This window comes from Bradyrhizobium sp. BR 1433 (genome assembly GCF_051547665.1).
GTDB lineage: Bacteria > Pseudomonadota > Alphaproteobacteria > Rhizobiales > Xanthobacteraceae > Bradyrhizobium > Bradyrhizobium australafricanum.
The window spans coordinates 838,952-864,549 of sequence record NZ_JBPUGG010000001.1; the positions used below are offsets into that span (position 1 = coordinate 838,952).

Consider the following 25,598-nt stretch of genomic DNA (forward strand, 5'->3'; position numbering starts at 1 on the left):
GGGTCGCTACCTCGAAATGAGGAGCCATCCGATGTGTGACTATAGTCTGCACGCCGTGGCATCGCGCCCCGCCATTGTCGGAGAGACGCTGATCACGACGACGTTCCGCGGCACGTCGACCCGCGGCTTTGCTTCGGAGAACGATCCCACTGTCGCGGTCTGCATGCTGCCGGGCACCGAACTCGCTTTCGCCGAGAACGTTCGCTACGACAGCCGCTGGATCTGGACCAAGACGCTGAACTATCGCGTCGGCGTGTTCAACGAAGTCGAGCCCGACGTGCCCGATCGGCATCATGACGCGGTCGAATTCCCCGACGGCAGCCATGTGCTGGTGACCCAGCTGGTCGAGGGACAGCGCGTCAGCGTGCTGCAATTGCCGGCGCTGCATCCGCCGGTCGAGCAGAAGCCGAAGGTTGTGGAGCGGCGGCCCTCCGCATTCGCAACGCTGTTTTTGGGTTGAGCGCATCGTCGCCGCGGAATGAGCTGTTCGGCGGCGGATGACCTAAGCAATTTCGGGCGACCCCGGACTCCCGCTTCCGGGGCGCAGAAGGAGATTTGCGTCGGCCGGCGCCTTGGCGCATCATCGGGCACGGAGGACGTGCGCGGTGGTCGATAAGGTCACATGGCAAAAGGCTGGACGCGTCACGGAACCGGGCCGCTATATGTTCCGGTTCGGTTGGCTGACAGTAACGGCCGACGACCTGAAAGTCTGGGAGCAATTTCCCGAGGCTTCCTTCACTCTCGTCAAGAAGCCCGACGCCGGCCCCGACTCCGACGAATATCATCTCGGCCTGTTCGAGCTGCCGAGCGGCCCCTCGCCAGACCACGGCTAATCATCGCCCTGCAGATCGGTCTCGGCCGGCGTCGCATCCACCGCAGGCCGCGGCGCGGGGGCGCGTAGCGTCGTCTCGCTCTCGCCGTCGCCGGGAACCGCCGGCGACCACGGCCGGTCGATCCCGCCGGGCTTGACCGCATCGACGACGTAGCCGTCCCTGCTCCGTCGCAGCACCAGCGCGCCGTGGCGGCGCAGCCGCTCGGCATCGATCACCGATGTCGCGCAGCCCTGCGGCGCCGGCCGCGTCGTCACGATCAGGCCTGCGCGCTCGCAGTCGTCCGCCAGCGCCTCCGGCCGGGTCGTCAGCGCGACGAAGGCGCCGCCGGGTCCCTGGGTCACGCAGCCGCCGGCATCGCAGGAGACGCCCTCGCCGAGCGACACATCGGTGGCGGTGCGCGCATCGGCGTCCGCCGCCAGCCACTCCTTGACGAGGAACGCATCCTTGGCGCTGTGCATCAGATGCAGCCGTCCGTCGCCGCCACGCACCGCGACGTTGCGGCCGTCGCCGGAGATCAGCACGTCCGGCTGCGGCACCCTGAGCGCCCAGACCGAAGCCATCAGCAGCAGCACCGCGCCCGACCAGCGCAGCGGCGTGCGCAGCAGCCCGAGCAGGATGATGCCGGCACTGGCTGCAATCAGCGGCCCGACGCCGAACGCCGCCATCCGGCCGACCGCGCCCGGGAGTGCGGCGACCCATTGCGTCACCAAAATCATCCAGTCGATGCCAAGACCCATGATCGCCCAGAACACGCCGTCGAAGCCGAACGGCATGGCGACGAGCCCCAGCAGGCCGGCCGGCATCACGACCGCCGACACGACAGGCATCGCCGCAAGGTTGGCGAGCAGCCCGTAGGGCGTCACGCGGTGGAAATGGAACGCGGCATAGGGCGTCGTCGCCAGCCCAGCCACCAGCGAGGCCAGCATCAGCATCGTGAGCTCGCGGCCGCCCCACAGCGCAACCCGCGCGGTCGCCGAATGGTCGGGCGACGCCAGCAGGTTCGGCAGCCCGATCTGCACCAGCGCCACCAGCCCGAGCGTTGCCGCAAACGACATCTGGAAACTGGGATGCACCAGCGCCTCCGGCGCGATCGCGAGCACGATCAGCGCTGCCACCGCCAGCGTCCGGAAGGTGATCGCGCGGCGGTCGACGATCACGGCGAGCAGCACCACGGCGGTCATGAAAAACGATCGCTGCGTCGCAACCTCCGCGCCCGACAGCAGAAGATAGAATGCGGCGGCGACCAGCGCGGCCGCCGCCGCCCATTTCTTGATCGGATGCCCCGCCGTCAGCGCCGGAAACAGCGCGAGCAGCGCGCGCACCGCGAAGAACACGACGCCGGCGACCACGGCCATGTGGTAGCCGGAGATCGACAACACATGGCCGAGCCCCGAGATGAACATCGCATCGTTGACCGGCGTCGAGATCGCATCGCGCCGGCCGGTGAGCAAGGCGGTCGCGATCGCGCGCTGATCGCCGTCGAGCGTGGTGCGAATCCGCGCGTCGATGGCGTCGCGCAGGCCTTGCATGAAGGCGGCGTAGCGCAGCGCAAAACCGCCGGTCGCCGGCGGCTCCCTGGTCTTGACCGCGCCCATCACGAAGCCGGAGGCGCCGATGCCCTGAAAATACAGGTCACGGCCGAAATCATAGGAGCCCGGGCGTTGCGGCCCGAGCGGCGGCAGCAGCCGCGCCTTCAACTCAACGAAGCTGCCGACGTCGGGCGCGGTGCCCTTCTTCACCGAGAGCCGGACCCGATCGAGCTTCGTCATGTCGCGCGGGCTCTCCGTCGAAACCACGCGCAGCACGAAACGATCGGTCTTCTCGCGGATGTCGCGCGTCTCGACGAAGCCGGTCAGCGCCACCGAGAACATCGGCCGCGCCAGCACCGTGTGAGCGACGCGCGCCGTCTTCCAGGTCGCTGTCGCAAAGCCCGCGGCCACCGCGGCCAGCAGCGCGATGACGGGAAACACGCTGCGCCGCCGCAGCAGCAGCGCCAGCAGGCAGAGCAGGATTGCGACTGTGGCCGCGACCGACAGCACCGGCTCGTGCTCGGCCGCGAAATAGAACGCGATGCCGGTGCCGAACGCCACCGGCACCCAGGGCAACAGGCGGCCCGCCCCCGCCTCCGCCCGCGCCCATTGCCGCAATGTCTCGACGAGAGGCTTCCAGATCCCGGCGCGCGCCGGGAGAAAGCCGCCGACCGGCGCAGCCGTGCGCGGCGGCCACGTCCCCGCGTAGCCGCGTTTGCCGCCCGGCGTCGTGCCCTGCTCCGCCATTCCGCTTGCGATCCCTGCCGGTGGCAAGGCTAGCGGATACCGCAGTCACCCGACTAGCGGAACGGATGCAGAATACGGACCGGCAAGGCGAGATACCGGGACCGCCCCGCGTCGCGGCTCCCGGCGGCAGGCCACTGCCTTTGCCTGCGTCAAGCCGATCGAGCCGAAAGTCTCATTAGATACCGATCCCATTGGGACTAGACTGTTCCGATGCCTCCACTCCCGAACAGACAGGGATGAGGTGGCAACGGCTCGCGGCACTGAAGGCCGCTGGAGCTCTTCTCAGGCGGCCCTCAACTCCCCTGAGACCAGGCATTGCGGACGAACTCGCAAATCTCGCCTGCAACGCCGCGCACCACGCGCACTCCGCGAGCGGATTGATCGCTGAAAAAACGCGAGGAGTAGCGTTTGCAATTGATAGGAGCAGCACATGGCAATTCAAGTACCAAGCGATTTTCGTCGCGTGATTGTCGCTGCGTCAGTGGGAAACATCATTGAATGGTACGACTTCTATATTTTTGGCAGCCTGGCCGCAGTTCTGTCGGTCAAGTTCTTTGAGCAATCCCACCCCGTCGCAGCCCTGCTGAGCACGATCGCGCTGTTCACTGCCGGATTCCTGATCCGCCCGCTGGGGGCCTTCCTGTTCGGATGGATGGGCGATCGGGTCGGCCGCAAGTATACTTTTCTCATTACGCTGAGCGGAATGGGACTGGGGACCGGCGCGATCGGACTGATCCCAACGTATCAGTCGATCGGCCTGACGGCCGCATTCCTTCTGTTCGGCTTGCGGATGATCCAGGGTCTATGCCTGGGCGGCGAATATGGCGGCGCCATCACTTATGTCGCCGAGCATGTTCCGGACGATAGCCGCGGCTACTACACCGGCTGGCTACAGACCTCGCCGACACTCGGGATCGTGGTGTCACTGGCCGTGATCGTTCTGACCCGAACCTGGGCCGGCAATCAGGCCTTCGACGAATGGGCGTGGCGCGTTCCGTTCCTGGTCTCGTTCCTGCTGGTGGCGATCGCCATCTACATCCGCCTGCAGCTCCAGGAGACGCCGATTTTCCAGGAGATCAAGGCACAGGGACAGATGACGCAGAATCCCGGCGGGAAGCTTTCCTCAGCGCCAACATCAAGTACATCCTGATCGCCATCGTCGTCCTGATTGGACAGGGCGTGGTCTGGTACAGTGGTCAGTTCTGGGCACTGTACTTCCTGCAGCAGGTCTCCAAGGTCGATGCGGTTACCTCGGCCTACATCGTGGGGGCCGCATTGTTGATCGCAACGCCGAGCCTGATCTTCTTTGGTTGGCTGTCGGATCAGATCGGCCGCAAGTCCGTGATCCTCGGAGGAATGCTGCTTGCCGCGATCACCTACTATCCGCTGTATCTGTGGCTCGGCATGGTCACGCAGCCGGGACACATCAACTATCCGGTCGCCGTCTTCATCATCTTCATCCTCGTCTGCTATGTCGGGATGGTGTACGGGCCGGTCGGCGCGTTCCTGGCGGAGTTTTTCCCGGCCAGGATCAGGTACACCTCGGTCTCGGTGCCGTATCATATCGGCAATGGTTGGGGCGGCGGATTGGTGCCGTTCATCACATCGGCCGCCTTCGCGGCGACCGGCAGCATCGGCTACGCGCTGATCTACCCGATTGTCGTTCCCGCGGTGTGCTTCGTGATCGCCGTCTTCATCATGCCCGAGACACGCAAGACCAGAATTTGGGAGCAGATCGAGGCGAAAGCCGCATCGTGACGGAGTCACCTTGCTGACGGGCGACTAGAGCGTTAGCCGATCAGGTTGCAAGTAGCCCGCGGCGATGAAGTAGTTTGTGGATTCCGTGGGCGTGTAGGTGTCGATGATGCGCCCGACAGCATCCCAAAGGCCGCCGACGGTGCGTTCGGCGGCCTTCCGCAGATTTGCTTTGAGCTTGGCGAAGGCATTCTCGATCGGATTGAGGTCGGGACTGTAGGGCGGAAGATAGAGAAGCGTAGCGCCGGCCGCCTCGATCATCTCACGTATGCGGGGCCCTTTGTGGCTGGAGAGGTTGTCCATGATGACGATGGCGTGGTCTGGCAGCTCAGGAATGAGCACCTTTTCGACATAGGTCTCAAAGGCGTTGCGGTTGATGGGGCCATCGAGCACCCAGGGCGCGATGATGCCGCGTGTGGTTAGAGCGGCTACGCAGGTAGTTGTTTTCCAGTGGCCGTGAGGAACGCTGGCCCGCAGACGTTCTCCGCGCTGGCAGCGGCCATGGGTTCGCGCCATGTTGGTCGACGCCCAGGTCTCGTCGATGAAGACGAGCCGATCCCGGTCGAGCTTGCCCTGGCTCTCGCGCCAGGCCTCGCGTCGCTTCAAGACGTCCGGGCGATCCTGCTCTGAGGCATGGGCGGTCTTTTTTTACGCGTGATCTTGTGGCGCTCGAAGAAGCGGCGGATCGTGCCATAGCCAAAGGACAGGCCTTGTTTGCTCAAGCCGTCACGCAATTCCTCGATAGTGATATCCGGCGCCGTCTCGAGCAGAGCCATGATCGTCGCCTGATGAGTATCAATCCGGTGGGACTTGCGGTCGCCGCCCTGAGCCCTCGGCTGGGCATCGCCTTGCTCCCGCTCGCGCGTTCGCCAGCGGCTTACGCTTGCCGCGCTGACGCCAAATCGCTCGGCAGCCTGCCGGCCTGAAATGCCACTCTCAATACAGGCAAGCACACGTTCGCGAAGATCCATCGACAGCGGTTTCGCCATGCCCGCCGGCCTCCAGCTCCGGCGACCAGCTTGAATCACCAAAACGCTGATTTGTGAATCCCCAACGATTCAGTCAGATCGGCCAACGCTCTACAGCTCCGTTCCGACGGGATCGGAACGGGACTCTAGAAGCTTGTCTCGATGCGTTTTCCTTACGCGAGCCGCTATCCACGCCATTCGAAAACGCTCTCACCCTGGCGCGCCATGGCCGCGGTCCAGCGAGTGCGGGACGACGCATCTGAATCCGTCCCGTACCCGCCGTCTCTGGCGTGATGTCTCTCCGCGTTACGTCGGAGCGGCATGGAGGGGATCCGGTGCCACGCAAGTCGCCGCTCCGGCCGCCTTTGGTTGGCGGTCAGGCCAATGTCTCAGTCAGCTTCGTCTCAGCCAGCTCGGTGATGCCAGCGATCGTGCCACCAGGTGGCGAAATCACGATCCATCGCCAGCTCCCAGCACGCGAGCACGATCACCACGACCCCGGCGAGCACGCTGCTCGTCGTGACCGATCCCTGCTGGTAGTTGAACGTCCAGGGTGCGACCACCAGAGCCAACCCCATCAGCATCTCGCCCCATTCCTCCAGATAGGACGGAATGATGAATGCCTCCAGGGCGAACAGCACGACGCCCAATCCGAGCGCGATGGAGATCCAGAGAGCTGCCCCGGAAAAGCCCAGTGCAAACGGCGATGCGACCAGCCAGGCGCCTACCAACAGGCTGGCAGCATCCTGCCAGTGTTGAATGCGCATGATCCTCACCTCCTTCTTCCGAAGACATGGTGCGGCGCGGACAAAAAAGCATCTGTCGGACCTGCGATGTGTTGCCGCTGCTGATCCGCGAGCCGACGACCTTGCTGCCGTCCGGGCGCCCGGAAGCGCGTTCCGCAGCCTACGACCTTGGTCCCGTTTTGCAATGCAGCGCGATCCGGATAGCCTACGAGTTGGGTGCAGCCGCGAGGCGCCCGGCCCCGCGCACTCTCCCTGACTACGAGGGCCCGCCGGCCCTCGACTTTTTGCGTCAGCTCCAGCGCTGAGCCTAGATCAGCGGCGTCTGCGACGAGACGTGGTGGCAGACGATCTTCCAGTCGCCGTTCTCGCGCGCGATCACCCAGGTGATCTTGACGGCGAGCGAGGGCGCATCGCCGTCGAGGAAGAATGACGCGATGCCCGCCATGTTGACGAGATCGGCGTTGACCCGTTCTGCCCTGACATCGCTGAACTGAACGCGCGGCGCGTGCCAGCGCGGCAGACCGTCAAAGTAGGCTTTGACGCCGTCGCGGCCGCGATACAGCGTCGGGTTCGAGCCGAAGAAGAACGCGCTCTTCGAATAGAGCGCGCTTAACGCATTCGCATCGAGCCTGCTGAAACCCGCCGACCATCTGGCGATGATGGCGGAGACGATCTCGTCGGATTCATCAGGCATCGATCCCCCGTCCGCTTGTCCGCTCGGGACGCGCTTCCTCTCGGCTAGCCCTTGCCGCCGACTTCCTTGGCGAAGGTGTCGCGCAGGCCGATGGTGCGGTTGAACACCAGCCGGTCCGGCGTCGAATCCGCGTCGCGCACAAAATAGCCCTGCCGCTCGAATTGCACCGGATCGGGCGAATTGCTCTCGGCGATCGCCGGCTCGACGCGCGCATCCTTCAGCACTTCGAGCGACTGCGGATTGAGGTCGGCGGCGAAATCGGCCGCGTTCGGGCTCGGATTGGCGAACAGCTGATTGTAGATACGGATCTCCGCAGGCTTCGACTGCGCCGCCGGCAACCAGTGCATCGTCGCCTTGACCTTGCGGCCGTCGGGCGCATTGCCGCCCTTGGTCAAGGGATCGTAGGTCGCGCGGAGTTCGACGATCTCGCCGGCGTCGTTCTTCACCACGCCGGTGCACTTGATGAAGTAGGCATAGCGCAGCCGCACCTCGTTGCCGGGCGAGAGGCGGTAGAACTTCTTCGGCGGATTCTCCATGAAGTCGTCGCGCTCGATATAGAGCTCGCGGCCGAACGCGATCTTGCGGGTGCCGGCTTCCGGATTGTCGGGATGGTTGATGGCCTCGATCTCCTCGACCTGCCCTTCCGGATAATTCTCGATCACCACCTTGAGCGGCCGCAGCACCGCCATGCGGCGCAGCGCCGTGCGGTTCAGCTCCTCTCGGATGCAGAATTCGAGCATCCCGACATCGACCACGCTGTTGGCCTTGGCGACGCCGATGCGCTTGATGAATTCGCGCACCGCCGCCGGCGGCACGCCGCGCCGCTTCAAGCCGGCAATGGTCGGCATGCGCGGATCGTCCCAGCCCGAGACGTGGCCGTCGCGGACGAGCTGGGTCAGCACGCGCTTGGACAGCAGCGTATAGGTCAGGTTCAGCCGTGCCATTTCGTACTGGCGCGGCTTCGAGGGCACCGGCAGCTTGTTCGAGCAGCCACTCATAGAGCGGACGGTGATCCTCGAACTCCAGCGTGCAAATCGAATGGGTGATGCCCTCGATCGCGTCGGACTGGCCGTGCGCGTAGTCGTAGCTCGGATAGATCGACCACTTGTCGCCGGTGCGCGGATGATGGGCGTGCAGAATGCGGTAGAGCACCGGATCGCGCAGGTTGATGTTGCCGGCGGCCATGTCGATCTTGGCGCGCAGCACGCGGGCGCCATTCGAGAACTCCCCGGCCTTCATGCGGCGGAACAGGTCGAGGTTCTCCTCGACCGAACGGTCGCGGAACGGCGAGTTCTTGCCGGGTTCGGTCAACGTGCCGCGGGAAGTGCGGATCTCCTCCTGGGACTGATCGTCGACATAGGCGTAGCCGGCCTTGATCAGACCCTCGGCCCAATCGTACAGGCGCTCGAAATAGTCCGACGCATAGAACAGGTTGGCTCCCCAGTCGTAGCCGAGCCAATGGACGTCGGCCTGGATGGAGTCGATGTACTCCTGCTCCTCCTTGGTCGGATTGGTGTCGTCGAAGCGCAAATTGCACTGGCCGCCGAACTCCTGCGCGATACCGAAATTCAGGGCGATCGACTTGGCGTGACCGATATGCAGGTAGCCGTTCGGCTCCGGCGGGAAACGGGTCACGATCCGGTTGTGCTTGTGGGAGGAGAGATCGGCCTGGACGATGTCGCGGATGAAGTCGCGCCCTGCCTCTGCCGTCGTGTCAGTCGTCATCAAAGGGTTCCCTGGAGGAGTCAGCTCAACCTTCTGCCAAATTCGTGCCGTCCGGCCAAGCCTGCTTTCAAGTCTGGTTTGAGGCCTGGTTTGGTGGGCAAAAGGTCAGCCGGGGGTTTAGTTATGTCCGGTTCCTGATATACACCACCGCCGTCTCAGCATACGTCTCGCTCGATCATGACCAAACCCGTCGTTACCCGCTTCGCCCCCTCTCCGACCGGCTTCCTCCATATCGGAGGTGCCCGCACCGCGCTGTTCAACTGGCTCTATGCCAGGAAGCTCGGCGGCAAGATGCTGCTCCGGATCGAGGACACCGACCGTGAACGCTCAACCAAGGAGGCGATCGACGCCATCCTGGACGGCCTGAAGTGGCTCGAGCTCGATTGGGACGGCGAGGTCATCTACCAGTTCAGCCGCGCCGCCCGCCATCGCGAGGTCGCCGAGAGCCTGCTCGCCGCCGGGCGCGCCTATTACTGCTATGCCTCGCCGGAAGAGCTCACCGCGATGCGCGAGAAGGCGCGCGCCGAGGGCCGCACCCGCCTCTATGACGGCATGTGGCGCGACCGCGATCCGGCCACCGCGCCCGATGGCATCAAGCCGACGATCCGCCTCAAGGCGCCGCAGACCGGCGAGACCGTGATCGAGGACCAGGTGCAGGGCCGCGTGGTCTGGCAGAACGAGAACCTCGACGACCTCGTCCTGCTGCGCGGCGACGGCACCCCGACCTACATGCTCGCGGTCGTGGTCGACGACCACGATATGGGCGTCACTCACATCATCCGTGGCGACGACCACCTGATCAACGCCGCGCGTCAGAAGCAGATCTACGACGCGCTGGAGTGGGAACTGCCGAGCATGTCCCACATTCCGCTGATCCACGGTCCCGACGGCTCGAAACTGTCGAAGCGCCATGGCGCGCTCGGCGTCGACGCCTACCGCGCGCTCGGCTACCTGCCGGCCGCCTTGCGCAACTATCTGGTCCGGCTCGGCTGGAGCCATGGCGATCAGGAGATCTTCTCGACCCGGGAAATGATCGACGCGTTCGACCTCTCGGGTATCGGCCGCTCTGCGGCGCGGTTCGATTTCGCCAAGCTGGAAAACCTCAACGGTCACTATATCCGGCAAAGCGACGATCAATCCCTCGTGACCCAGTTCGAGAGCGTGCTGGATTATGTTCCCGAGGGTGCCGCGCTGAAGGCCAAGCTCAACGACACCACCCGCGCGCAATTGCTGCGGGCGATGCCGAGCCTGAAGGAGCGCGCCAAGACGCTGATCGAGCTGATCGCGGGCGCCTATTTCATCTTCGCCGATCGTCCGCTCACGCTCGATCCGAAAGCTGTGGCGCTGCTGACGCCGGAAACGCGCGCGTTGATCGGCCGCCTGCGCACCGCGCTGGAAGCCGTCAACGACTGGACGGCGGAAGCCACCGAGACCGCGATGCGGAATTTCGCCGAGCAGAACAACCTGAAACTCGGCGCCGTCGCCCAGCCGCTGCGGGTGGCGCTGACGGGACGTACAACGTCGCCGGGCATATTCGACGTGCTGGCCGTGCTGGGACGCCAGGAGTGCCTTGCCCGTCTCGCCGATCAGGCGGCGTGATCCTGCATGGACCCCCTCCAGGGTCCATCTTGCAGCGCACATGGCAATGAGCTACCCAATCCCGGACGCTTTCTCCACAAGCCGTTCCGCCCCGCCATGGGCCGCAATTTAGCGACTGGGCAAGGTCGGTTTTCGCAACGAATTCATCGGGGATATCACGATGGACGCAAAATCCAGCAAGACAGCCACACTCACCATCGGCAACAAGAACTACGATTTCCCGATCCTGAGCGGCACGGTTGGGCCTGATGTCATCGACATCGCCAAGCTCTACGGCCAGGCCGGGGTGTTCACCTACGACCCCGGCTTCACCTCGACCGGCAGCTGCCAGTCGAAGATCACCTACATCGACGGCGACGCCGGCGTGCTCGAATACCGCGGCTATCCGATCGAGCAGCTCGCCGAGCACGGCGACTTCCTCGAGACCTGCTACCTGCTGCTGTACGGGGATCTTCCGACCCCGGCGCAGAAGAAGGACTTCGACCATCGCGTGATCCATCACACGATGGTGCATGAGCAGATGGCGCGGTTCTTCCAGGGCTTCCGCCGCGACGCTCATCCGATGGCGATCATGGTCGCCGCGGTCGGCGCACTGGCCGCGTTCTATCACGACTCCACCGACATCAACGATCCGCGTCAGCGCATGATCGCCTCGATGCGCATGATCGCGAAGGTGCCGACGCTGGCGGCGATGGCCTACAAGTACACCGTCGGTCAGCCCTTCATCTATCCGAAGAACTCGCTCTCGTTTGCCGAGAACTTCCTCAACATGTGCTTCGCGGTGCCCTGCGAGGACTACAAGATCAACCCGGTGCTCGCCGACGCGCTCGACAAGATCTTCATCCTGCACGCCGACCACGAGCAGAACGCCTCGACCTCGACGGTGCGCATCGCCGGCTCCTCGGGCGCCAACCCGTTCGCCTGCATCGCGGCCGGCATCGCCTGCCTGTGGGGCCCGGCGCATGGCGGCGCCAACGAGGCCGCGCTCAACATGCTCTACGACATCGGCAAGGTCGAAAACATTCCGGACTTCATCGCCAAGGTGAAGGACAAGAACAGCGAAGTTCGCCTGATGGGCTTCGGCCACCGCGTCTACAAGAACTACGATCCGCGCGCCAAGATCATGCAGAAGATGTGTCACGCGGTGCTGAAGGAGACCGGCCACGGCGACGATCCGATGCTAAAGGTCGCGATGGAGCTCGAGAAGATCGCGCTCAGCGATCCCTACTTCATCGATCGCAAGCTCTACCCGAACGTCGACTTCTATTCGGGCATCACGCTGAAGGCGATGGGCTTCCCGGTCTCGATGTTCACCGTGTTGTTCGCGGTCGCCCGCACCGTCGGCTGGATCAGCCAGTGGAGCGAGATGATCGAGGACCCGCAGCAGAAGATCGGCCGTCCGCGCCAGCTCTACACCGGCGTCGCACGCCGCGACTATGTGCAGATCGACAAGCGCAAGTAAGCTGCATCGCTGAAGAGAATCCGGGACGGCGCCATCATTCCTGATGGCGCCGTTTTCGTTTGCCCCGCGCGACTTCGGTCGCGATCGCGTCAAGGCGCGGCAGCCAGAACGCCCTGAACCGGTCGAGCCAGTCGTCGACCTCGCGCAGCCGCGCCGGCTCGACCGCATAGATGCGGCGCGTGCCCTCGGCACGCACCGACGCGAAACCGGCGTCCCGCAAGATCCGCAGCTGCTGCGACACCGCCGACTGGGTGATGCCGAACTCGCGCTGCACGACCGCAACGACGTCGCCCGAACTGTGCTCGCCGGTCGCAAGCAGTTCCAGGATGCGCCGGCGGACGGGATCGCCGAGGATGTCGAAGGCGTGCAAGGTCGCTAAAGCGCGATGAGACTGCATCGTCATCCCGCTTTAGCTCTTTGTTTGAGCATGATCCTTTCGGAAAACCGCTTCACACTTTTACGGATCATGCTCTAGCCTCCGCTCCCCGGCTCCGGCTCGCCGCAATAGGCCGCCGTGGTGTTTGCGGCCGATCTGCGCGCCGCAGCCTCCTCGGTCCCGGCCGCAATCGAGGCCCTGCACCAGTCCTCGCTGGCGCGGCGGATGAATTCCTTGCCGTCCTCGGTGGCTGGCCACGCGGACGCGGCGGCGCGGTCGAATTCCTCGCCGGGCGGCATGGCCAGATAGAGCGCGAGCCCGAGCAGCGCGAGATCCCAGCCGACGCCGACCGCACCGGCCCCGTAGCGGTCCCAGAAGTCGCCCTCGATCACCGAGAGGTGTTCCAATTCCAGGCGCGTGGCGTCCGGGCCGTTCTCGGCCAGCGTCACGGTAACCCAGCTGACCGTGCCCATCAGATTCCCACGTGACGGCAAGCCGGCGCGGCGGCTCACACGTCGTGATCTCGCCGCCCGCGTGGCCCTGGAACTGATAGCGGCCGCCAAGCTTCAGGTCGCCCGAGATCGGCAGGAACCAGCGCGGAATGCGTTCGGGGTTGGTCAGCACATCCCAGAGATCCGCGATGTCGGTGTCGTAGCTGCGGGTCGCGATCACCGCCCGCGCCGGCTTGCCGTCGCGTTCCCGGAACGCGACTTCGCGAATGACGGCTCCGAGATAGGCGACCGGGTCGATCTTCATGGCATGCTCCGTCCTAATATTAGCTATTGCTAATATTAGGACGGTCTAAATATTCAGCGCAAGCGAGATCGTTGCGGCGGGATGTCGCCACTGAACTGAACGAGGACACGATCGATTGGCTAGGCCGAACGGCGGCCCATTTCAGCCAGCACGATGTCGGCGGCGCGGACGCTCGGCGGCTGGTCGCCGGTCGACATCTTCCCGTCCATCGTCGCGAACCCCACGAGCTGCCGCAGACGATCGGGCGAATCCGCAAGCACGTCGCCCAGCGCCGCCGCGAGCTTGTCCGGCGTGCAGTCCTCCTGCAGGAACTCGGGAATGATATCGCTGCCGATCACAAGATTGGCGAGGATCACCGATGACACCCGGATCGCGCGGCGCAGGATGAACGCCTCGGCGGCGCCGACGCGATAGGCCGTCACCATGGGAATCCCTGACAGCGCGAGCTCCAGCGTCACCGTGCCCGACTTCGCGAGCGCAGCGCGGGCGACACGGAACGCGGCGCGCTTCTCGGTCTCGCCGATCGCGAGCCGCGGCACCACCGGCCACGACGCGACGCCTTCGCGCACCATCGCCTCGAGATGCGGCATGGTGGGGAGCACGAGCTCGAACGGCGTTTGTTTGCTGAGCTGGCCGAGCGCCGCGCCGAACAGCGCCAGATGATGCCTGATCTCGCTGCGCCGGCTTCCGGGCAATACCAGCAGTACCGGAGGCTGCGCATCGCGCCGCTTCTGCTCGTCCTCGTTCGGGCGCAGCGTGGCGAGCTGCTCGGTCAGGGGGTGGCCGACATAGCTGCACGGCGGTCCCTGCAGCTTGCGATATTCCTCCGGCTCGAACGGCAGCAGCGCGAGCACGTGGTCGACATAGCCCCGCATCGCGCGCGCCCTGCCCGGCCGCCAGGCCCAGACCGACGGCGACACGTAGTCGACGATCGGAATGTTCGGATTGCGGGCGCGGACGCGACGGGCGACGCGGTGGGTGAAATCGGGGCTGTCGATGATGACGAGCATGTCAGGCGCGTCGGCGAGCGCGGCATTGGCGGTGCGCCGGATCAATCGCAGGATTTTCGGCAATTGCTTCACGACGGCGGCAAAGCCCATGATCGAGAGCTCTTCGATCGGAAACAGCGGGGCGATACCCTGAGCAGTCATCGCCCGGCCGCCGACGCCGGAAAACTGCACGGCATCGCCGAGCCGCTGGCGCAGCACCTGCATCAGTGCCGCGCCGAGGCGGTCGCCGGATTCCTCGGTCGCGATGAGAAAGATCTTGCGAGCGGTGCTGGGGTTGCGCTCCTGCATCAGCCCGCCAGTCCGATGACAAACAGCCCCTTGGCGTCGGCGGCCTCGACCAGGGCCTGCGGCTCGGCGGCCAGCGTATTGCCGGCGATCACGGCGATGCCGGCGATACCGGCTGCTGCCGCGCCCTCGACCGTCCGCGGGCCGATGGTCGGCAGATCGAAGCGCAGATCCTGCCGGCTCTTCGGAGCCTTCACCAGCACGCCGCGGCCGGCCTTGGCGCGAATGCGACCCTCGGCGCGCAGTCGCGCGACGCGTGCGAGCAGCCCGTCGGTGCCCTCGATATCCTCGACCGCTACCACATGACCGTCGATCACCACGGCCGCCTGACCGATGTCGAACGGGCCGAGCGCGTCGAGCACGCCGCGTCCGCGCGCGATGTCGGCGAGCGCCGTGCTGTCGGGCGCGGCGCGCGTCACGGCGCCCTCCGGCATCAACAGATCGGGCGCGACATCCTTGATCCCGACCATGCGGAAGCCCTGCTGCTCGAGGATGCGGCCAACGCTCGACAGCAAATGATCGTCGCCGCCGCGAAATGCGCGCACGACGTGGCCGAGCAGGCGCAGCGTGCCCCAGTCGAGCCGGATCTCCGACAGCGCGGGCCGCACCAGGGTGCCGATGAAGATCAGATCGCGGCAGCCTTCGTCGCGGAACAGCCGGGTCGCCCGCCCGAGCTGGCCGACCGAGATCCAGCGGTGACGAAACCGCTGCGCGCGCGCCGGATCGCAGGCGCCGCGCAGCGCGAACAGCACTGGCGTGATGCCGCGCGCAACCAGGGAGTTGGCGACCGCGAACGGCATGGCGCCGCCGCCGGCGATGACGCCGACCGGCGAGGAAAGCGAGGGAGCCGCTGACGTCATGCTGGCGGCCATCCCCTGCTCAGTTGGTATCGGCGGGAAGGCAGAGCGGGCGCAGCTTGCCGCCCTCGATGAAGGCCAGAATTTCCGCAATCGCGGGATCATCGCCCGCCAGCGGCTGCACCGAAGCCAGCCGCTCGGCGAAGATGCCGGGGCCGTGGAACAGCTTTTGATAGAACGCGCGCACCGTCGCCAGCCGCGCCTTGGTGAACTGACGGCGCCGCATGCCGATGATGTTGAGTCCTTCGAGAACCGCGTACTGACCGTTGGCGAGGCCGAACGGGATGATGTCGCCGCGCACGCCGCAGACGCCGCCGATCATCACCTGCGAGCCGACGCGGGTGAACTGGTGCACAGCCGACAGCCCGCCGATATAGACGAAGTCGCCGATCTCGCAGTGGCCGCCGAGCGTCGCCGACGTCGCGAAGATCACGCCATTGCCGACCATGCAGTCATGGCCGACATGGCTGTTGTTCATGAAGAAGCCGCGATCGCCGACGCGGGTGAGCCCACCGCCCTTGACCGTGCCGACATTCATCGTCACGCCCTCGCGGATGGTGCAGGCTTCGCCGACGTCGAGGCGGGTCGGCTCGCCGCGATAGCTGAGATCCTGCGGCGGCCCGCCGAGCGCTGCGAACGGCGAGATGATGCAGCCGGCGCCGATCCTGGTATGCCCGCTGATCGTGACATGCGCGATCAGCTTGCAGTTCTCGCCGAGCACGACATTGGGGCCGATGATGCAGTACGGACCGATCTCGGTGCCGGCCCCGATCACAGCGCCATCGGCAATCCGCGCAGTCGGGTCGATCATGCTCATGAAGTTTCGGTCCGGAATTCGTTAATGGCGCCAAGGTGCTATCGAGCCGCCAGGCTGTCGATTGGGGCGGTCGTTAGCGCGACTTTGCCCGCCCTGTCCAGTGACGTATGATGACGGCCTGTTGCAAGAGAAGGTCGCAACCGATCCATGGTCCGGGCCGCCGCGCTGATCCTCAGCCTGCTCTCTGCGCCAATCGGCCCGGAGACGGTCGATCTCGGCAACAGCACGACGGTCGATCTGTCGAGCTTCGAATGCCGCGACATCAACCGCAGCACGATCGTCCAGCGGGTCTGCTACAGCACGGATCAACGCGCGCTGCTGGTTGCGGTCAGAGGCAGCTACCAGCATTATTGCGGCGTCCCTGCCGAAACCTACGACGCGCTGATGAACGCGCCGTCGATGGGTGTGTTCCTCAATCGCGTCCTGCGGATCGCGGGCGCGGATGGCCGCTACACCTGCACCACGTCGTGAGACCGGCGCGGCCTAATCCGTCAGCATCGCACCGACATCGGCTTCGGCGACGACCTGACCGTTGACCTTGGCATCACCGTGAAACCACCACATCGTCTTGCGCCGGCCGAGCGAGCGCATGTGATACTCGATGGTGTCGCCGGGCATCACCGGCTTCCTGAACTTGCACTTGTCGATGGTGAGGAAATACACCGCGCGCGGCTTCTCGGTGCCCTCGACCGACTTGATGCCGATGACGCCGGCGGTCTGGGCCATCGCCTCGATCATCATCACGCCGGGGTAGACCGGGCGGTCCGGGAAGTGACCTTGGAACGGCGGCTCGTTGAAGGTGACGTTCTTGATGCCGATGCCGCTGTAGTCGGTGCGGATATTGATCACCCGGTCGATCAGCAACATCGGAAAGCGATGCGGAAGCGTCTTCAGGATATCGTTGATATCCACCAGCTCGAATTTGACCGGTGCCTCCTCCATCACTCCTGCCCCTCACCTTTGGCTTCGTTGTCGCGCACCAGACGCTCCACTGCGATAATTTCCCTGAACCACTGCTTGGTCGGCTTGGCGAAATGCCCGCCCCACCGACCGTTGGCCGGGATGTCGTCCTTGACCGCGCTCATCGCCGTCACCTGGGCGCCGTCGCCGATCTTGAGGTGGTTGTTGATGCCCACCTTGGCGCCGAGCGCGACATTGTCGCCGATGGTCAGGCTGCCGGCGAGCCCGATCTGGGCTGCCAGCAGGCAGTGCCGGCCGATCGTCACATTGTGGCCGATCTGGACCTGATTGTCGATTTTGGTGCCCTCGCCGATCACGGTGTCGCGCAGGGAACCGCGGTCGATGGTCGAGGCGGCGCCGACCTCGACATTGTTCTGGATCACCACGCGGCCGGTCTGCGGCACCTTCACATGGCCGGCCGGCCCGAAGAAGATGAAGCCATAGCCGTCCTGGCCGATATTGCAGCCGGGATGGATCAGGACGTTGTTGCCGATCAGCGCGAACTGAATGGTGGTCTTGGCGCCGACATTGCAGTCGCGGCCGATCTTGACGTCGGCCCCGATCACCGCGCCGGCGCCGATGATGGTGCCCGAGCCGATCTCGACCCGCGGGCCGATCACGACCAGCGGGTCGACGATGACGCCGTCCTCGAGGCGCGCGGTGGGATCGATGATCGCCGACGGCGCGACGCCCTCAGTGTCGAACCAGGATTGCGGCCGCAGGGCATCGGCATGCCATTCGCGGGCGAGTTCGACGAACACCTGGAACGGCTTCGCCGCCCGCAGCACGGCCGTGCCCTTCGGCACCTGTGCCTCGAAGCGCGGGCTGACCAGACACGCCCCGGCCTTGGTCGCGGCAAGCTGGTCGGCGTATTTCAGATTGTCGAAAAAGGCGAGATGCATCGGACCGGCCTCGTCGAGCGAGGCCAGCCCCCTGATCTGAAGCGCGCCCCTTTCGGGGTCGACCAGTTGCGCCTTCGTCAGCGCGGCTATTTCAGCCAGCGATGACGAAGGAGGACTCTTGTAGAAGATCGGCTGCGCCATTCCATCCGTCGCAGTCCGGTTGGCAATCGGTCTTCGAACGTCGTACCGCCGCCAAACCGGAATTCTTGCGTGCGGTCAAACGCACCCTTGGTCAGCGGCACCGCGTAGTCGAAGCGCAGCGGGCCGAACGGTGACTGCCAGATCAGGCCGACGCCGACCGAGGTACGGACAACCTTGCTGTCGTCGTAGCTCAGGCCAAGGCACGTACCCGGAGACGGCGGATTGTTCGTCGGCCTGATGCAGCCAGGCACGTTGACTTCGCCGGTCGCCGCCCACGAGGTCGGGCCCTGGTAGTCGTACAGGCCGCCGGCGTCGGCATAGACCGCGCCCTTGAGCCCGACTTCCTTCGGCAGGAACCAGAACGGCATCTGCAGTTCCGCCGACACGCCCCAGTACTTGGTGCCGCCGATGGCGTCCATGGTGCCGTACGGGTTGATGTCACGCGGACCGATACCGTTCGGCGCAAAGCCGCGGACCAGGTTCGGGCCCATCTGGAAGTGATCGAGCATGCGCAGATCCGAGGTCCCGAGCTTGTTCAGGATGCCGCCCTGGGCGTGGATCACGCCGACGATGTCGGAGACCAGCGGGGTGTAGTATTTCGCGTCGATCGCGGTCTTGATGTAGCTGACGTCACCGCCAACACCGGCGAAGTCCTGCTTGAAGTCGACGATCAGACCGTCGGTCGGGTTCTTGTTGTTGTCGAGCGTGTTGTAGTTGAGCGTGTAACCCAGCGCCGACGTGAGGGTCTTGCCGCCCGCCAGCTCCTTGCGGACCGGCAGCGAGGCTTCGCCGTCAAAGAAGCAGCCGAGACCATTGGTCGACACCAGGCTGATCCCGTTCAGGTTCGCATAGGCCGGGCTCGGATTGAACGCGGGATTGGGAACAACAGTACCATCCGCCAAGGTTATGGTTGGCACGTTGTTACAGTTGTTCAGCGTCGACGGCAGGGTGATTTCCTGCTGATAGATCGAATAGCGCAGCTGCAGCGAGAGATCTTCCCGCAGGCTGAAGCCGAGCCGCGGGCTGAAGCCGAGCGTCTTGGTGCCGTACGCGATGTAGCTGTTGGACAGCTGCTGGCGCTGATAGAGGTCGAGGCCGAGCGCGACGCGGTAATCGAGCAGATAGGGTTCGACGAACGACAGCGAGTAGCCGCGGGCATACTGGCCGTAGGTCACCGACGCCTTCGCGAACAGGCCGCGGCCGAGCAGGTTGCGCTCGGAGACGCTGACTTCGGCCAGCGCGCCGTCGGTGGTCGAGTAACCGCCCGACACCGAGAAGTCGCCGGTCGACTTCTCCTCAAGATCGACGATCAGGATGACGCGATCGCTGGAGGAGCCCGGCTCGGTGGTGATCTTCACCGTCTTGAAGAAGTCGAGGTTCTTCAGCCGGCGCTCGGCACGGTCGACCAGCGCACGGTTGTAGGCGTCGCCTTCCGAGATATCGAACTCGCGGCGGATCACGTAGTCGCGGGTACGGCTGTTGCCGCGGATGTTGATGCGCTCGATATAGGTGCGCGGACCTTCGTCGATCGCGAAGGTGATCGACACCGTGTGATTGTCGAAGTTGCGATCACCGCGCGGCCGGACCACCGCGAAGGCGTAGCCGCGGCGCGATGCCTCGATCTGCATCTCCTCGACCGACTTCTCCAGCGCCTCGGCGTTGTAGAGCGAGCCGACATTGACGCGCGAGTAGGTGCGCAGCGCGTTCGGGTCGAGCGTTGCGATCGACGACGTATAGTTGACCGACGCGACGCGGTACTGCTGGCCTTCCTCGATCTTGAAGGTAACCAGGAAGCCCTTCTTCTCGGGATCGTATTCGGTCAGCGCGGCCACGACCTGGACGTCGGCATAGCCGTTCTTGAGATAGAAGCGACGCAGCAGGTCGCGATCGGCCTCGACCCGGTCGGGATCGTAGACGTCGTTGCCGCCGAGGAAGCTCAGGATGTTCGATTCGCGGGTCTTGATGACGTCGCGCAGACGGGACGCCGAATAGGCGCTGTTGCCGATGAACTCGATCGACCGGACGCCGGTCTTCACGCCTTCATTGACCTCGAAGATCAGGTCAACGCGGTTGTTCGGCTGCTCGATGATCTGCGGATTGACCCGCACGTCATAGCGGCCGGACCGACGGTAGATTTCGGCGATGCGCAGGGCGTCCGACTGGACCATCGGGCGCGAGAACGTGCCGCGCGGCTTGGACTGAACTTCAGCGGTGAGCTGCTCGTCCTTGATCTTCTTGTTGCCCTCGAAGGCAACGCGGCCGATCACCGGGTTCTCGACCACGACCACGACGAGGCGCCCGCCCCGCTGGTCGATATGGACGTCCTGAAACAGGCCGGTCTCGATCAGCGCCTTCAGACCGTCGTCGATCTGGGCCTGGGCCAGCCGACCGCCCGGTCCGGGATGGAAGTAGGAGCGGATGGTTTCAAGCTCGACACGGCGGTTCCCCTCCACCGTGATCGAATCGACGGTCTGCGCCGACGCAGGCACAGACACAGCTACGGTCGCCAAGGTGGCAACCACCGGCGCGGCGAACATGACCAAGGCGGCGAACAGCCCCCCCCTCACTCGCATTCCAAACATCATGCGCAATGCGCCCTTATCTTAACGATGCCAGATCGTTCCCCAACGACCCGACAAATTCCCAACCTGCCGCTCAGCTTGTAACCAAATTTGCCAAGGGGGCAAACTTACTAGAGCTGAACATTTCCATTTTCGTTCCAAGACGTTGCCCATTGGCAACGCCACAAAAAGCCCGTTTCAGGACCCGGCGATCCTGAGGATGTCGTTATACGTCGCAAACACCATCAACATCAGGACCAGACCCAGCCCGATTCGGAAACCCACCTCCTGAGTCCGCTCCGACAGCGGGCGTCCCCGCAGCGCCTCCGCGCTGTAGAAAAGCAGGTGTCCGCCATCCAAAAGCGGGATCGGAAACAGGTTCAGCAGGCCGATCGAGACCGACAGGATGGCGCAAAGATTGATCACGAACTGGAACCCGGCGCTCGCGGCCTGCCCCGACAGCTTCGCGATTCCAATGACGCCGCTCACCTCGGCCGGATTGCCGGTTCCAACGAACAGCGAGCCCAGGAACTTGAACGTGCTGGAAATGATGTACCAAACCTGCTCGACGCCGATCTTCAGGGCCTCCAGCACGCCGACCGAGGCGCTGGTCGCTTCGCCGACCTGAGCCTTGTGCTCAATTCCGAGCACGCCGATTCGGTGGGCATTGCCGAAGGGGTCCTTGACCTCCCGGAGCGCCGGCGTCGCCTTGAGCGCGACAATCGCACCATCGCGCTTCACGTTGAATCCAAGCTCTGAACCAGCATTCGAAGCTACAATCCGCTGCATGTCGGCGAAGCTCTGGATCGCACTGCCGTCGATATCCACGACGACATCGCCGACCTTGAAGCCGGCGTTCGCGGCGACGCTTTCGGCCACTAAGCCGTCGACCCGGGCAATCGTGCTCGGCTTGCCGTAGTAGAGCGCCATGCCCGCGAAAATCAGGGCGCCGAGAATGAAGTTCGCCACCGGGCCGGCCGCAACGATGGCGGTGCGCTTTCCGACCGATTTGTGATGGAAGCTGCCTTCACGCTCTTCCGCCGTCATGGCGGCGAGCGTCTCGGTGGACGGCGTCGAAGCCTCGCTGTCGTCGCCGAAGAATTTGACGTAACCGCCGAGCGGAATCGCCGAGATCTTCCAGCGCGTGCCATGCCGGTCGTTGAAGCCGGCGAGCTCCGGACCGAAGCCCAGCGAGAACGTCAACACCTTCACGCCGGCCCAGCGCGCGACCAGGAAGTGGCCGAGCTCGTGGAAGAAGACGACGATGGTCAGGACGAAGAGGAAGGGAACGATGGTACCGAGAAGCCCATGACTCAACGCATTGATACTATGAATAAAATACTCGGGCATTCGATTTTCCCTCGACAAGAGCCAAAGGCTCCGTCCCCAACCCTCTAGGTTGCCTTTAAGGCAATTTGAGGCAATAGGGCGGCAGCTTTATTTCGCGCGATATGGTCAACGGAAATCGCATCATCCGCCGAGTGCAGTGGTGGCTGATTCCCTGACTTGATCCAATCGTTCATCGTCGCCTCGACCAGCCGGGCGATCGCGCCGAACTTGATCTTGCCGGCGATAAACGCGGCGACCGCGATCTCGTTCGAGGCGTTGTAGACCGTCGTCGCGCCGTGCCCCATCCTCAGCGCCTCGTAGGCCAGCCGCAGCCCCGGGAAGCGCTCAAAATCCGGCGCCTCGAAGGTGAGCTGTCCGATCTTGGCGAGGTCGAGCTTGGCGGACGGGCCGACGACGCGGTCGGGCCAGCCGAGGCAATGCGCGATCGGGATCCGCATATCGGGCGTGCCGAGCTGAGCGACCACCGAGCGATCGGAGAACTCGACCATGCCGTGGATGATCGACTGCGGGTGCACCAGCACGTCGATTTCGTCGGGCGTCAGAGCGAACAGATAGGACGCCTCGATCACCTCGAGACCCTTGTTCATCATCGACGCGGAATCGATCGTGATCTTCTGCCCCATGCTCCAATTGGGATGTTTCAGCGCCTGTTCCAGCGTCGCCTGCTCGATGTCGGCGGGCACCCAGGTACGGAACGGGCCGCCGGACGCGGTGATGATCACCCGCGTCAGTTCCTCGCGATTGCCGGAAGCCAGCGCCTGGAACAGCGCATTGTGCTCGGAGTCCGCCGGCAGGATACAGGCGCCGGCCTTCCTGGCCCGCTCCATGAAGATATCGCCGGCACAGACCAAGCATTCCTTGTTGGCCAGCGCGACGGTGGCACCACGATCGACCGCGGCAAGCGCAGGCTTCAGCCCGGCCGCGCCGCTGACCGCCGCCATCACCCAATCGGCCGGCCGCGCGGCCGCTTCGATGATCGCGCTCTCGCCGGCCCCGCATTCGGTCCGGGTTCCGGTCAGCGCGTCCTTCAGCTCCGAAAGCTTCGCCGGATCGGCAATGGCTGCGAACCGCGCGCCGAATTCCTTGGCCAGCTTGGCGAGACCCTCGACATTGCTGTTCGCGGTCAGCGCCTCGACCCGGTAGCGGTCGCGCGCGCCGCGCAGCAGATCCATGGTGCTGTCGCCGATCGAGCCGGTAGCACCGAGGACGGTTACGGTCCGCAGGGCGGATGCCGCCGCGGCCTTGTTGTTACGCAACGGAACTGCGCTCATCTCATCACCAAACCATAAGACCGCGCCCGACGCCATCGGCGCCACCACGGAGAAAGCCGAAAATCGCCGCCACAATGACGGCCGCGACAAATCCGTCCAGGCGGTCCAGGAGGCCGCCGTGACCGGGAATGATGTGACTCGAATCCTTCACGCCGAACCGCCGCTTCACCGCGGATTCGAAGAGATCGCCAAGTTGCGAGACCACCGACAACACGGCGCCGAGCATCAAGAGCGGACCGGTCGAGCCGATCTCAAGGGCGGCAAAGCCGGCAGCAACCAGCAGGCTCGCCACGAAGCCGCCAACCGCGCCCGCCCATGTCTTCTTCGGGCTGACCCGCACCCAGAGCTTCGGCCCGCCGATGCTGCGGCCCGCGAAATAGCCGCCGATATCGGTGACCCACACGATCAGCAACACGAACATCAGCGCGGCAAAGCCCTTCGCCGTGTCGAGGCGCAGCAGGACCGATGCGATCTCGGCCCCTGCCGCATAGAGCAATCCCGCAATGGCCCAGTTGCGCCGCGCGCCGGACGTCAGCGCCACAACAACCGCACCGGCGGCGAGTACGATCAGGGCCGCATCGATACGGCCGGCCATCAGGCACAGTCCGGCGAGCAGCAACGCGACCACGCCGGGCACCATGACACGGAGTTCGCGTCCGAGTCCGGTGACACCAAGCCATTCCGCGAACAATCCGGCCGCCGCGAGCGTCACCAGGAGCGACCAGGCGACGCCGCCCACATAGGCCAGCGCGATCGCAACCGGCGCCAGCACCAGCGCCGCAATCACGCGCATCGCGAGATTGCGCGAACCCTGCTCGCTTGCGGCCGCCGGCGCGGCTTCGTCCTCGGTCACGATCCGGTTTTCGCAGCGAGCCCGCCGAACCGGCGCTCGCGCTTGCCGTATTCCGCAATCGCGCCTTCGAGCGCCGCCTTGTCGAAATCCGGCCAGTGAATCGGCACGAACACGAGTTCGCTATAGGCGGCCTGCCACATCAGGAAGTTGGACAGACGCTGCTCGCCGCTGGTGCGGATAATCAGATCCGGATCCGGAATGTCGGGCGCATCGAGATATTGCCCGAGCGCGTCGGCATCGATGGAGTTGGCATCGCGCCTGCCTTCGGCAACCTCGCGCGCGAGGCGCCGCGCCGCGGCGGCGATCTCCGCCCGCGAACCATAGTTGAAGGCGACCACAAGGTTGAGCTTGACGTTGTTCTTCGTCAGCTCCTCTGCCTCGTTGAGCAGCGCGCAGATGTCAGCGTCAAGCCCGTCACGCTCACCGATCACGCGCACCCGCACCCCGTCACGATGCAGCGTCGCCAGATCGTTGCGGATGAAGCGGCGCAAAAGGCCGAACAGATCGCCGATCTCGCTCGCGGGCCGCGACCAGTTTTCCGAGCTAAAAGAAAAAATGGTGAGATAGACGATGCCGAGTTCATGGGCCGCACGCACCACACGGCGCAGCGCTTCGACGCCGCGGCGATGGCCTTCGACGCGCGGCAGGCCGCGCGAAGCGGCCCAGCGCCCGTTGCCGTCCATGATGATGGCCACATGCAACGGACTGCCGGAGCGATCCGGTCCGTCAGTTGCTGGGGCGGCGGCGTTCGACATCGGCTCGTTCCCGTAGCGCCTTCAGACCGTCAGGATTTCCTTTTCCTTGGCGGCAAGCAGCTGATCGACTTCGGCGATCACGCCGTCGGTCGCCTTCTGGACCTCGTTCGACAGGCGCTCCTGATCGTCCTCGGAGATCTCGTGATTCTTCTCGAGCTTCTTGATCACGTCGAGGCCGTCGCGGCGCACGTGGCGTACCGCGACCTTGGCCGCTTCCGCATATTTGTGCGCGACCTTGACGAGCTCCTTGCGGCGCTCCTCGTTGAGTTCGGGAATCCGCAAGCGCAGCACCTGTCCTTCGGTCGCCGGCGACAGGCCGAGGTTGGAGTCGACGATTGCCTTCTCCACGGCCTTGACCATCGTCTTGTCCCAGACCTGCACCGAGAGCAGGCGCGGCTCGGGCACGCTGATGGTGGCAACCTGGTTGAGCGGCATATGCGAGCCGTAAGCCTCGACCTGGACCGGCTCCAACATAGAGGCCGCGGCACGGCCGGTGCGCAGGCCGCCGAGCTCGTGCTTGAGCGATTGCGTGGCGCCCTGCATGCGGCGCTTCACGTCGTTGATGTCAAAACCAGCTGCGGCCATGACGTTTCTCCCTTTCACTAGAAACCGGCTGTCGACGCCCTCGGGTCCAAAATCTGGACCC

Annotated in this window: 22 protein-coding genes and 3 pseudogenes; 6 read left to right on the forward strand and 19 right to left on the reverse strand. The window is 64.8% G+C overall.

Annotated elements, in window-relative coordinates; genetic code table 11:
* The first annotated feature begins 31 nt into the window (after positions 1–31).
* Together ACSKB9_RS04160 and ACSKB9_RS04165 are read left to right on the forward strand one after the other, a co-directional pair.
* Complete coding sequence (locus ACSKB9_RS04160) at positions 32–460, forward strand: hypothetical protein (RefSeq protein WP_026192810.1); 429 nt, start codon at positions 32–34, stop codon at positions 458–460.
* 145 nt (positions 461–605) lie between these two features.
* Positions 606–833, forward strand: a complete 228-nt coding sequence (locus ACSKB9_RS04165) for a hypothetical protein (RefSeq protein ID WP_229193503.1) — start codon at positions 606–608, stop codon at positions 831–833.
* Here ACSKB9_RS04165 and ACSKB9_RS04170 read toward each other — a convergent pair.
* Positions 830–3,109, reverse strand: coding sequence for a ComEC/Rec2 family competence protein (locus tag ACSKB9_RS04170; RefSeq protein WP_438071770.1), 2,280 nt, complete (start codon positions 3,107–3,109; stop codon positions 830–832). The two genes, ACSKB9_RS04165 and ACSKB9_RS04170, sit on opposite strands and share 4 nt — an antisense overlap.
* Positions 3,110–3,539: 430 nt before the next feature.
* On the opposite strand from ACSKB9_RS04170, the pseudogene ACSKB9_RS04175 reads away from it, so the two are divergent.
* Positions 3,540–4,867: pseudogene (locus ACSKB9_RS04175) on the forward strand (MFS transporter).
* A gap of 24 nt (positions 4,868–4,891) precedes the next feature.
* On the opposite strand, the gene ACSKB9_RS04180 reads toward ACSKB9_RS04175, so the two are convergent.
* The 4 genes and pseudogenes from ACSKB9_RS04180 to ACSKB9_RS04195 all read right to left on the reverse strand — a co-directional run bounded on the left by ACSKB9_RS04180 (position 4,892) and on the right by ACSKB9_RS04195 (position 8,997).
* Positions 4,892–5,853, reverse strand: a protein-coding gene (locus ACSKB9_RS04180) for an IS630 family transposase (RefSeq protein WP_438071698.1) whose coding sequence is annotated in 2 segments (ribosomal slippage) — positions 4,892–5,514 and positions 5,514–5,853 — 963 coding nt in all. Because the reading frame shifts where the segments join, the coding sequence is not laid out codon by codon here.
* Positions 5,854–6,236: 383 nt separating this feature from the next.
* On the reverse strand, positions 6,237–6,599 hold the full coding sequence (locus ACSKB9_RS04185; protein WP_028339673.1) for an SPW repeat domain-containing protein: 363 nt from the start codon (positions 6,597–6,599) through the stop codon (positions 6,237–6,239).
* Between the two features lie 286 nt (positions 6,600–6,885).
* The gene (locus ACSKB9_RS04190) at positions 6,886–7,272 is read right to left on the reverse strand and encodes a YybH family protein (protein ID WP_438071771.1); all 387 of its coding nucleotides are present in this window, start codon (positions 7,270–7,272) and stop codon (positions 6,886–6,888) included.
* Between the two features lie 44 nt (positions 7,273–7,316).
* Positions 7,317–8,997: pseudogene (locus ACSKB9_RS04195) on the reverse strand (glutamine--tRNA ligase/YqeY domain fusion protein).
* A 177-nt stretch (positions 8,998–9,174) separates the two neighbouring features.
* Between ACSKB9_RS04195 and gltX the strand changes: the two are divergent.
* Together gltX and gltA are read left to right on the forward strand one after the other, a co-directional pair.
* A complete protein-coding gene (gltX, locus tag ACSKB9_RS04200) occupies positions 9,175–10,596 on the forward strand; it encodes a glutamate--tRNA ligase (protein ID WP_438071772.1) in 1,422 nt (473 codons plus the stop codon).
* A gap of 160 nt (positions 10,597–10,756) precedes the next feature.
* On the forward strand, positions 10,757–12,058 hold the full coding sequence (gene gltA / locus ACSKB9_RS04205) for a citrate synthase (RefSeq protein WP_092077397.1): 1,302 nt from the start codon (positions 10,757–10,759) through the stop codon (positions 12,056–12,058).
* Positions 12,059–12,092: 34 nt separating this feature from the next.
* Here the strand turns inward: gltA and ACSKB9_RS04210 are convergent, their stop codons facing one another.
* From ACSKB9_RS04210 to lpxA, 6 genes and pseudogenes are all read right to left on the reverse strand, one after another.
* Entirely contained in the window at positions 12,093–12,461 is a 369-nt protein-coding gene (locus ACSKB9_RS04210; RefSeq protein ID WP_246786912.1) for an ArsR/SmtB family transcription factor, read from the reverse strand.
* A gap of 68 nt (positions 12,462–12,529) precedes the next feature.
* On the reverse strand, positions 12,530–12,928 hold the full coding sequence (locus tag ACSKB9_RS04215; protein ID WP_438080630.1) for a hypothetical protein: 399 nt from the start codon (positions 12,926–12,928) through the stop codon (positions 12,530–12,532).
* Between the two features lie 25 nt (positions 12,929–12,953).
* Positions 12,954–13,190, reverse strand: a pseudogene (locus tag ACSKB9_RS04220) (SRPBCC domain-containing protein); the annotation flags it as partial.
* Positions 13,191–13,309: 119 nt separating this feature from the next.
* Positions 13,310–14,488, reverse strand: coding sequence for a lipid-A-disaccharide synthase (lpxB, locus tag ACSKB9_RS04225; protein ID WP_438071773.1), 1,179 nt, complete (start codon positions 14,486–14,488; stop codon positions 13,310–13,312).
* Positions 14,488–15,345 (reverse strand): LpxI family protein, encoded by an 858-nt coding sequence (locus ACSKB9_RS04230; protein WP_438071774.1) that lies wholly within the window; start codon positions 15,343–15,345, stop codon positions 14,488–14,490. The genes lpxB and ACSKB9_RS04230 overlap by 1 nt, the downstream gene beginning before the upstream one ends.
* A gap of 19 nt (positions 15,346–15,364) precedes the next feature.
* The gene (lpxA, locus tag ACSKB9_RS04235) at positions 15,365–16,159 is read right to left on the reverse strand and encodes an acyl-ACP--UDP-N-acetylglucosamine O-acyltransferase (RefSeq protein WP_438071775.1); all 795 of its coding nucleotides are present in this window, start codon (positions 16,157–16,159) and stop codon (positions 15,365–15,367) included.
* A gap of 147 nt (positions 16,160–16,306) precedes the next feature.
* Here lpxA and ACSKB9_RS04240 point away from each other — a divergent pair, with 147 nt between their 5' ends.
* Positions 16,307–16,630 (forward strand): KTSC domain-containing protein, encoded by a 324-nt coding sequence (locus tag ACSKB9_RS04240; protein ID WP_438071776.1) that lies wholly within the window; start codon positions 16,307–16,309, stop codon positions 16,628–16,630.
* A gap of 12 nt (positions 16,631–16,642) precedes the next feature.
* Here ACSKB9_RS04240 and fabZ read toward each other — a convergent pair whose 3' ends face one another.
* From fabZ to frr, 8 genes are all read right to left on the reverse strand, one after another.
* Positions 16,643–17,101, reverse strand: coding sequence for a 3-hydroxyacyl-ACP dehydratase FabZ (gene fabZ, locus ACSKB9_RS04245; protein ID WP_076857667.1), 459 nt, complete (start codon positions 17,099–17,101; stop codon positions 16,643–16,645).
* Complete coding sequence (gene lpxD / locus ACSKB9_RS04250; RefSeq protein ID WP_438071777.1) at positions 17,101–18,162, reverse strand: UDP-3-O-(3-hydroxymyristoyl)glucosamine N-acyltransferase; 1,062 nt, start codon at positions 18,160–18,162, stop codon at positions 17,101–17,103. Before lpxD ends, fabZ begins: the two co-directional genes overlap by 1 nt.
* Complete coding sequence (gene bamA, locus ACSKB9_RS04255) at positions 18,108–20,747, reverse strand: outer membrane protein assembly factor BamA (RefSeq protein ID WP_438071778.1); 2,640 nt, start codon at positions 20,745–20,747, stop codon at positions 18,108–18,110. The genes lpxD and bamA overlap by 55 nt, the downstream gene beginning before the upstream one ends.
* A 174-nt stretch (positions 20,748–20,921) precedes the next feature.
* Entirely contained in the window at positions 20,922–22,073 is a 1,152-nt protein-coding gene (gene rseP, locus ACSKB9_RS04260; RefSeq protein ID WP_438071779.1) for an RIP metalloprotease RseP, read from the reverse strand.
* A gap of 44 nt (positions 22,074–22,117) precedes the next feature.
* On the reverse strand, positions 22,118–23,344 hold the full coding sequence (gene dxr, locus ACSKB9_RS04265) for a 1-deoxy-D-xylulose-5-phosphate reductoisomerase (protein WP_438071780.1): 1,227 nt from the start codon (positions 23,342–23,344) through the stop codon (positions 22,118–22,120).
* A 4-nt stretch (positions 23,345–23,348) separates the two neighbouring features.
* Entirely contained in the window at positions 23,349–24,197 is an 849-nt protein-coding gene (locus ACSKB9_RS04270; protein WP_438071781.1) for a phosphatidate cytidylyltransferase, read from the reverse strand.
* The gene (locus ACSKB9_RS04275) at positions 24,194–24,952 is read right to left on the reverse strand and encodes an isoprenyl transferase (protein ID WP_438071782.1); all 759 of its coding nucleotides are present in this window, start codon (positions 24,950–24,952) and stop codon (positions 24,194–24,196) included. The genes ACSKB9_RS04270 and ACSKB9_RS04275 overlap by 4 nt, the downstream gene beginning before the upstream one ends.
* A gap of 21 nt (positions 24,953–24,973) precedes the next feature.
* On the reverse strand, positions 24,974–25,537 hold the full coding sequence (gene frr, locus ACSKB9_RS04280; RefSeq protein WP_028334007.1) for a ribosome recycling factor: 564 nt from the start codon (positions 25,535–25,537) through the stop codon (positions 24,974–24,976).
* Positions 25,538–25,598: the final 61 nt, after the last annotated feature.